General features: G+C 62.0%; 8 protein-coding genes. 7 read left to right on the top strand and 1 reads right to left on the bottom strand.

Translation table 11 applies throughout. From position 1 onward, the window contains the following. Positions 1-793 precede the first annotated feature (793 nt). Complete coding sequence (locus tag ABZW96_RS36905; protein ID WP_355081449.1) at positions 794-1,111, bottom strand: hypothetical protein; 318 nt, start codon at positions 1,109-1,111, stop codon at positions 794-796. Positions 1,112-1,449: 338 nt separating this feature from the next. Between ABZW96_RS36905 and ABZW96_RS36900 the strand changes: the two genes are divergently transcribed. The 7 genes from ABZW96_RS36900 (at position 1,450) to ABZW96_RS36870 (ending at position 8,748) form a co-directional block, all read left to right on the top strand. Beyond that, positions 1,450-3,042 carry a PPE domain-containing protein gene (locus tag ABZW96_RS36900; RefSeq protein ID WP_355081447.1) on the top strand — a complete coding sequence of 531 codons (1,593 nt, stop codon included), beginning with the start codon at positions 1,450-1,452 and terminating at the stop codon, positions 3,040-3,042. Between the two features lie 313 nt (positions 3,043-3,355). Then, positions 3,356-3,676, top strand: coding sequence for a hypothetical protein (locus ABZW96_RS36895; RefSeq protein WP_355081445.1), 321 nt, complete (start codon positions 3,356-3,358; stop codon positions 3,674-3,676). An 873-nt stretch (positions 3,677-4,549) separates the two neighbouring features. After that, the gene (locus tag ABZW96_RS36890) at positions 4,550-6,310 is read left to right on the top strand and encodes a hypothetical protein (RefSeq protein ID WP_355081443.1); all 1,761 of its coding nucleotides are present in this window, start codon (positions 4,550-4,552) and stop codon (positions 6,308-6,310) included. A gap of 98 nt (positions 6,311-6,408) precedes the next feature. Beyond that, positions 6,409-7,533, top strand: coding sequence for a hypothetical protein (locus ABZW96_RS36885; protein WP_355081442.1), 1,125 nt, complete (start codon positions 6,409-6,411; stop codon positions 7,531-7,533). A 100-nt stretch (positions 7,534-7,633) separates the two neighbouring features. Next, positions 7,634-7,765 (top strand): hypothetical protein, encoded by a 132-nt coding sequence (locus tag ABZW96_RS36880; protein WP_355081440.1) that lies wholly within the window; start codon positions 7,634-7,636, stop codon positions 7,763-7,765. A gap of 12 nt (positions 7,766-7,777) precedes the next feature. Then, the gene (locus tag ABZW96_RS36875; protein WP_355081451.1) at positions 7,778-8,557 is read left to right on the top strand and encodes an IS630 family transposase; all 780 of its coding nucleotides are present in this window, start codon (positions 7,778-7,780) and stop codon (positions 8,555-8,557) included. After that, the gene (locus tag ABZW96_RS36870) at positions 8,554-8,748 is read left to right on the top strand and encodes a hypothetical protein (RefSeq protein ID WP_355081438.1); all 195 of its coding nucleotides are present in this window, start codon (positions 8,554-8,556) and stop codon (positions 8,746-8,748) included. Before ABZW96_RS36875 ends, ABZW96_RS36870 begins: the two co-directional genes overlap by 4 nt. The last annotated feature ends 11 nt before the right edge of the window (positions 8,749-8,759 follow it).

The following is an 8,759-nucleotide window of genomic DNA, read 5'->3' as shown; positions in this document are numbered from 1 at the left end:
GCCCGCGCACGACCATGGGTCTGGGGCCGACCAGCCCCGAAACCAAGGACCCTACGCCGCCGTTTTATCTACCACCTTTGAGGAACGCAGCACTAGTCGCGTGAGGATGTGGCCGGTCGCGAATTGGCCGAAGAACTCCGATTCCATGGCCGAGCACGGCCGTCCTCGAATCCCTATACCAGCGGACGAATGCAATACCGTATTGGTTGGGTCTTCGGTGAGGCTGTCATCTACATGGAACCGCCAGTGACCGAGGTTTCGACAGCACGCCCTCGATCGCAATGTCAACGTCGCATGCCAGCAGATCGACGAATTCCGGTACCACGAATGCGGACTCGCGAGCAACCACGCCGAGCGAGCACAACTACCTCCTCCACCCTGCTCTCGCGCAAAGCCCGCAACGCATACTGCACGAATCGTGCCTTCCCGCTTCCAAGGGGTGGCTGGTTAACCTCACCCATCGAGCACGAACGGCAGCTCTGGGTGGTAGCCTTGGCGGCGTAGAAAAACCACATCTGACACGACGACGGTACCTCGTCGACATGGCGATTCACCGTCGCGGGCTGGTGGTTCGACGGAGTAGTGCCGAACCACCCCACGAGGCATGCTACGACCAGCGAAGTTGACGCGATGCTGTGGCTGACAGGGATCCCGAAATGGCCGACGTCGACTGGCGCCGTGGTCTCAAGGTCTCGGTGTTGCTCGCCGTCAGCCGTGGCCGACTGTCGATCGGAGCCCTGATAACCGAGGCATCGAACGCCACGGCATCAGCCTTCGCTCGGAGCGACTTCTGCTACTCGCCAAGCGCCGCGCTTCTAGCGGAAATCTCCCCGCTGCCAGTGGCATCCGCCGCACGATAGCAGGCGTCCACTGCGGGCAAGTGTGGCTGGGCATGAATGCGGTGCCCGACTCCCTGCACCGTCTTGTCGTAGAAGCCGGTCGAGAAGACGAAGAACCGTTCGGTGATCTTTCGACTCACATCGTCGCAGCCCGGCGGTGGTGGCACACTGCTGGCCACGGACGCTTCCATCGTCGCGGCGAGATCGGCCGTTTCGATGCCCCATCGCGAGGCGATAGCAGGGAGTGCTCCCTCGGTCAGATTGAAGTACATCCAAAGCTCCTAAGGCGGGGCCGCAAGGCTCGCATCGAGTGGTGTACATCAGAACGCTAGACGGTTTCCAGTGTTGGGAATGTGCGAGCGAAAGCTTCACCGCGGAGGTCATTCGCAGATCGGCGGCGGAAACGGGGACATCCTCGGGTGTCGCCCTCGGCAATGTTCGCGAAGGATCTGTCGCGGGGGACAGCATATTCATTTGCCCCGCCGAGGCATCGCACCGTCCTCGGCAATCGATCCGCCACTGAGAGTGCATCGGGCTGTTCACTCAACGCTCCTGGATCGTAGGGATTTCCCCCATACCGGCTTGTTGTGCCGAGTGGGATTCTCGCGTTGTGTCGTTGGCGGCCAAGCCTTCACGGGACTGGCCAGAAGTGCACGCCGGGCGCCGGCGATCGATTCGCGAACATAGCTGTGTCGATTGCCATGCTGAATTTGATCGTGCGAGGAGGTTACGGCGGTTTGAGGAGGTCGCGATGCCGCTGAATGTGGATACGCAGGAACTCGTCGCTGTCGCGGCGAAGCTTGCCGCGACAGCGCGTGATGCCCGCGCGGCGATGCCTGTTGGATGGGTTGTACCCGCGGGGGCAGATTCCGGCTCGGCCCAGGCGGTGCCGGAGTACAACGCGCAGGCGGCGTTGGTGGTCAACGGCATGATGTTCACGTGGAATAAGATTCATCGTCTCGCATATAACGTGGGCGCTGCGGCGGTCGACTACACCGAAGCGGATGACCGCGGCGCCCGTGAAATAGGCGGCAGCGGCGGCGACATCGTTGCCAACCCGGTCGGCGAGGTGCAGGAGGTCAGCCTGCGTCGGCCACCGACGATCGTGCTTCCGTCTGGTGGCGAGGTCGAACCATTGATCTTCGCGCAGCAGTTGCATACGGGTCCAGGGCCCGGCCCGGCCATGGGATTCGCGAACGAGCTGCGCTCGTTTGTCGGTGGTCCGCATCTTGTCGCAACCGAGGGTGTCGGCTCGACGGTACAGGCGCTGCAGCGTTGGGAGCCGGTGGGCAGTGAGGCGGCGACCGAACTCGGTCAGTACCGGGGGTGGCTCGACCAACTCGGTAGTGCGCTGGGGCTGCTTGCCGACGGGATCGATACGTACGGTGGTGCGTTCCGGACGGCAAAGGCGAAGCATCCGACTCCGGAGGAGATCATCGCCGTGCGCAAGGAGTTGCTCTCCGCGATGCGGTCCAAGAATCAAACTCGCATACAGGCGGCACTGGCGAAATTCACTGAACAGAACGCCCGTTCGACCGAGACGATCACCGGCTACTCCACCGACCTCGGCTCGACAGTCGGCGCGAGCGAAAGCACCGGAAGCGGCAGCGGCAGCGGCGACAGCAGCGCGTTGACCCAGATGCTGCCCGCCCTGATGAGCGCGATGGCTTCGGCCGGAATGCCGTTGAGTCAGCTCGGACAGTCGGATACCTCGGACGCCTACGACGACTACGGCCTCGACGACTACGGCTACGACAACCTCGGCATCCCCAGCGGACTCGGTACGGGCAGCCCGAGCGGGATGCCCGCCGGAAGTCCCGGCCTCGGCATCCCGGATGTCGAAGCGGCAACCATTCAGGCGAGCGCCCTGCCGGTGGCCGCCGCGGCGAGCCTGGGTTCGGGCATGCCGCGCACACCGGTGATCGAGCCTCTCGGTACGTCGTCGGCCGCCAACGCCACTGCCGCGCGCGGCGGATCGCCGATGATGCCGTACATGCCGATGGCGCCCGGCATGGGCAACTCGGGTGGCAACAACGACCGCAACCGCGTCGTGGCGTGGCATCCCGACCGCTTGATGTACGTGGACGACACACCGCACACCGAAGCGGTGATCGGTGAGCGGCCGACCATCGCACCGAGCGTGACCCCACCGACGCCTGCGCCCGGCAACCAGACCCCGAGTCAAGCCGGACCCAGCGCCTGAATGCTTCACATTCGGTCGTGTCGGAATTGGCGTCGAACCTGTGGCACCGCAGAATTCTAACGGCGCACCCCGGAACGATCGGAAGACCAGTTGTCAGCCCGAACTAATGCGGACTATTGACTATCAATCGACAGTGGATGGTGACTCAGTTAGATCAGCACTTCCGCGCGCTGCCCGATCCTTCGACATAAATGGCGACGTCGATCAACGACAAATTATGACGTCTTTGCGAATGACCGCGCTCTGGGTCGCCTGGCCAGGGGAACATGAATCTGGAATTTCGAATTGCATATCGATCTAGCGAAGGATGGGAATGGTGACAAAAGATCCGGTCAGTGAAGAATGGCAGGCTATTGAAAATGTCCAAAATCTGATGGACAGAACAGTGGCGCAACTAGGTGAACTCGTGGCACTCGCCGAGAATCTCGACGTGCCGGAGCGGGCAAATGGAACCAATCCGATTGTCGCGCAGATGAATGCGGTTTGCCATATGGGACTGTTATTGGCTCCATCAATTCAAGAGTCGATCGACGCCGCCCGCAAGAGCAGGACGGCGAAGGCTGGGGAACCTCCAGGAAAATCGAGTCTGGGCGTTGTCAGGCATCGGAGCGACGGGCCGACACCACCAGTTTGACTGTCTAGGCCAGTTCGGACTGGTACTCCGGAGTGTTGGCGTGGGCGGTTCAGTGGCGTGACCGGCAAGTTCAGCGCGTAGTGCAGTGTTCTCGGGGTGGAGGGTGGCGATCACGTTGGCGGCGGCGTCGATTTGTCGCCGTAGTCGAGCGTTCTCGTTGGACTCGGTGGCGAGTTCGGCGCGCAGGGTGATGCTCTCGGGGTCCGGTCGCGTCTTGTCGCTGCTGGGCTGTTGTATCACCATCCGCCTGCTCGTGAGTGGTTATCTGCTACCGGAAGTTGCCGCCGGTGGTGCGGGCGGCACCGGCTTGGGGTGTCGGTGAAGTCGTCGGGGTCGACCCAAGATTCCTTGCGCCAGTCATCGCGTGCTGGCACGTCGATCCACTTGGGCGCTCGGCGATCTCGCCGCTCAAGCCTCAGATCTCGCTCTTGATTGTACCGCTAGGTGGCGGTACATTATTTGAGCGGATTTCGCACGCGATCGGGACAATGTACCCCTCGCCGAAGCTGCAGGAGAGCCGCAAGCAAGCGTGATCATCTTCAACTCTTATGGCGTTCAATTCACGCCCGATCTCCGTCTGGACCGACGCATTCGCGGTGGCCGCCATGGTTCCGGAGAAGAATTCGACACTCACGCCGATATCAACTCACCAATGGTGTGTAGATTCTCTCGCGCACGATAGTTGCAACCGCAAACCGTTCACCATATCTTCCTGCGAGATGGTTGAAGCTCGCCTCGGTGGACAGTCTTCGATGCTTGTAGCGCCGGAGATTTTCGGTCGTCGCAGCGTCCGGCGGAATCTGGCGTGCCCAATTCTAATCACATCAGGACGTGCCTATCACGCACGCCCAAATTACCTATGAGGTTGTGACCTTGAAGAGCAACAAGACATACGGCGAAATTCTTCTCGATGTGAAGGAATTCGGACCGGGATCATCAACCCTGCAATTTTGTGCCATGAATTATGCCGCCAAGCATTATGCGGTTTTTCCGGGGCTGATATCTTTTCCTGGGCTGCTGCTTCTGCAGGACGAGATCAGGAGGCTGCGGCGCGAAGGGGTTAGGAAAGAGTTTCTCATGGAGTGCATGGAGAACTCGCCGCGTCGCATGACCACTCTCGGTGGTGATGTCGTGGATCAGCTTTCTTCGCTGGTTCCCGGGATCTACCGCGACCCGCTGCTGCTGGACATCGTGGAGGCCGCGTGCGGGGAGCGTGTCATCCCTTTGGAGGATGACGTAGACCGGTATGTCGTTAACATCCTCGACCGGAAGAACGACACCTTCGGCGCTCATTTCGACGACTACCCCATATCGGTCGTCCTGGTAATCGAGGCTCCCGATCCCGAAGAGGGAGGATTCCCTGAATTGGTCGCGCGAGCGAAGTCTGTGTCGCAGCTCGACGACGGCCCAGTCGAACAAGTTCGGCTCACAGCTGGCGATGTCTATGTCCTCAAGGCTGACACCACGGCCCATCGGGTGTCACCACTGCGTTCCGATCGTGAACGCATAGCGATCAACCTCGCCTACACCACTCCCGGTTTCGTCGTGCGGCCAACAGAGTCGGCAGGCCTGCTCTATTCCCGGGAACCAGTTGTTTCGGGGGTCACGACCGTCCGATCCATCGTCGAATCCCACACCGAGTGGGACCCATTGGAGGAAGTCATTGTCGGTGTCGCTGATGGTGCGATGTTCCCTGCCGAGCCCCGGCGCATGATCGAAGACACTATGCCCGCCAAGTTCTGGGATCTCTTCACACCGGGGCGCCCGTTTCCGGGAGATATCCTCGCAGCGGCCCAGGAAGAATTGGACAACTTCGCGTCTACATTGACCGATGAGGGAATCGTTGTTCGACGCCCCGATCGTGTCGACCTGGCCGGACTCGATGGCCATACCTGCGCGATGCCACGCGACTGTTTGCTGGTAGTGGGTTCGGACATCATCGAAGCACCCATGTCATGGGTGTCGCGCCGCTCGGAAACCCTCGCCTACCGATCGCTGCTGACCCGATACCAGCAGGCAGGCGCCCACTGGTATTCGGCGCCGCGTGTGCTCGACCATCCGGGTCTGCTGAACAACGATCCACGTGCGGAATGGGCCATCAACAACAGTCAGCCGGCCTTCGACGCAGCCGACTTCCTCAGGTTCGGTCGGGATATCGTCGCTCAACTGAGTCACGTGACCAATCAGGCCGGGATCGACTGGCTGAGAGGCCACCTGGGCGACGGCTATCGCATCCGGGTGCTCGAGGCAGACGATCCACACGCCATGCACATCGATGCCACGATCATGCCGCTACGTTCGGGGTTGATGCTGTTCAACCCCGAACGAATCGATCCCCCGACGCTCCGGGACGCGGGGTTCGCCGACTGGGAACTCGTACCCGCGCCGCACCCTGCTGTGCGCGAACATCCACCGCTGTTCATGACCAGCGGCTGGGTAAACATGAATCTCCTCGTGCTAGATGAGGAACGCATTGTGGTCGAAGAGCAGGACGAGCACATCGCGGCGCTGGTCTCCGAACTCGGATTCAAACCGATCAGATGTGCATTCCGCCACGTCCAGAGCATCGGAGGTTCGTTCCACTGCGCCACACTCGATGTGCGACGGCGAGGTGAACTCCGAGCATATCTGTAATCCCTGTGATACCGCGAAATCTCCAGCAGCTGTTCGCCGTCCCGGGATCAGGGACGCTCTGCACCGCTGGCGTGCTGGCCCGAGTCCCATTGTCGACAATGGGACTCGGGATCGTGCTGATGGTCACTCGAACCACGGGCCGCTACGACCTCGCCGCCACGGCATGCGGTGTGTATCTGCTCTGCGCCGCAGTGGCCGGACCGGTCTGGGGAAGTATGTGCGACCGCCGAGGCCAGCAATCAGTGCTGCGCACCACCGCTATCGCGCTCGCCGCAGGCGTGGTCCTCATCGTGGGCGACATCGGTGCAGTGCGCTCCGACTGGGGATTGCTGCTAGGGGCAACTGTGACCGGCTCAGCCATGCCGTCGGTCGGCGCGATGGTCCGAACCCGCTGGGCCACCATACACACAACACCCCGCTTGGTGGCGGTGGCCTATTCACTGGAATCCAGCCTGGACGAGATCCTGTTCGTCGTTGGACCCGCCGTCATCGGTATCCTCACCACCATCGCCTGGCCCGCGGGAATACTCACAGTGCTGGGCACGACACTGACCGGCATGCTGTGGTTGGCCGCCCAGCCCGGCGACCAACCTGCGGTGGCGAACACCGGTTCGCACCCCTTACGGGCAATCACACAGCCAGGAATGCCGATACTGTGTGCGATCACATTCGCTATCGGCGGCATCCTCGGTGCCACAGACATGATCATCGTGGCCCGCGCCCCCACCCCCGTTCTCGGTCCCCTGGTGCTAGCGCTGTGGGCAGCGACCAGTTCCGCCGGCGCGCTCGCCTACGCCGCCCGCTCGCCCACCGTGACGTACCAGCGACTGGTGATCGGCACATCGACGATACTGGCAACCACCACCCTGCTGCTACTGCCCACCAGCTTCATACAGACAGCATGCATCTTGACCGTCGGAGGCGTTGCATTCGCCCCGACAATTTCCATCCTGACCGGACTGACAGAACGAACCTGCCCAAGACAATCACTCACCGAAGCATTCGCCTGGCTCTCGAGCGGGACCGCTTCGGGAGCAGCGCTCGGAACGATCACCGTCGGCCACATACTCACAACAACCGAAGGCCGAACGCCATTCACCCTTCCCGTGCTATTTGCCGGTTTCGCCGCGACCATGTCGGTCGCCGGACACCTCAGCCGAGCCCGAAACGCATCCCAGACACTAACCGCGGACACGGCCCTCACATGCCAGGAGGGACACTAGTGCCTCGTCCAAGGGGTTGCCTCGGTAACTGGGTGTCGGGTTGATCGTGGAGCTGTTGCCGGGGGTCTGTCCAGCCGTTGTATTTACAGTCCCGTTGCCGGTGATGCTGCCGGTGGAGGTGGTGTTGGTGGCCCGGAAGCCGGAAGTGTTTGTGCGAGCGGTGTCCCCGGAGGAGGGGCGGCGGTTGCAGAAGATCACCAAGACGGGCAAACAACCGGTCAGGTTGCGATGAGCGATCGTGGTGATGGCCTCGGCCCAGCGGCAGCCGGTTCCCGCGATCGCGAGGTTGATGCAGGTCAGCGAAGCGTACGTGCGGCAGGTGATCCACGAGTTCAACGAACGGGGGTTCGACGCGCTGGACCCAAAATGGAGCGCGGGCAGGCCGAGGAAAGTCGATCGAGCGACGCGTGAACGCATCGCCTGCATCGCCCGGTGCTGCCCGCGTGACCTGGGCTGGCCGTTCTCGACATGGAGCCTGTCGAAACTGCGCGAAGTACTGATCGGCAACGGCATCGCTGAGATCAGCCGCGAAACTCTGCGCAAGATCCTCAAAGCCGAGGGGGTGTCGTGGCAGGCGGTCAAGACCTGGAAAGCCGGGACCGATCCCGAGTTCACCGCGAAGATGAACCGCGTCCTGGACCTCTACGATCATCCACCCACCGATGGACGAGTGATCTGCGTGGACGAGTTCGGGCCGCTGAATCTGCAACCCCGCGCTGGTCGTGGCTGGTTCCCGCGACGAACCCCGAAACGGCTGCGAGCGACCTACCGGCGGACCCAGGGCGTGCGGCACCTGCTCGGCGCTCTGGATCTGGCGACCGGCAAGCTCCACTACCGGATCCGGGATCGTAAACGGTGGCAGGAGTTCTTGTCGTTGCTGAAATCGCTGCGGGCACGCTGGCCCGGCGAAAGGCTCTACGTCATCCTCGACAACTTCTCCCCGCACAAGCGAGCCGAGGTCCGCGCCTGGGCCGCGGCCAACGACGTGGACTGGTGTTCCTACCGACCTATTCATCGTGGTTGAACTGGATCGAAGCCGAATTCGCCGCTCTACGCTACTTCGCCTTGAACGGGACCGATCACCGCAGCCACGACGAACAGGACGCCGCGATCGGCGCCTACATCCGCTGGTACAACCAGCACGCCCGACCCAAACGCGACTTCGCCGTCAACTCCAAGATCCGGCAACCTGGTTACCTACCGAAGGTTGCTTGACGAGGCACTAG

The sequence above is a fragment of the Nocardia sp. NPDC004168 genome, assembly GCF_040610355.1.
GTDB classification, from domain to species: domain Bacteria; phylum Actinomycetota; class Actinomycetes; order Mycobacteriales; family Mycobacteriaceae; genus Nocardia; species Nocardia sichangensis.
This window is presented reverse-complemented; position numbering and strand designations above follow the sequence as displayed.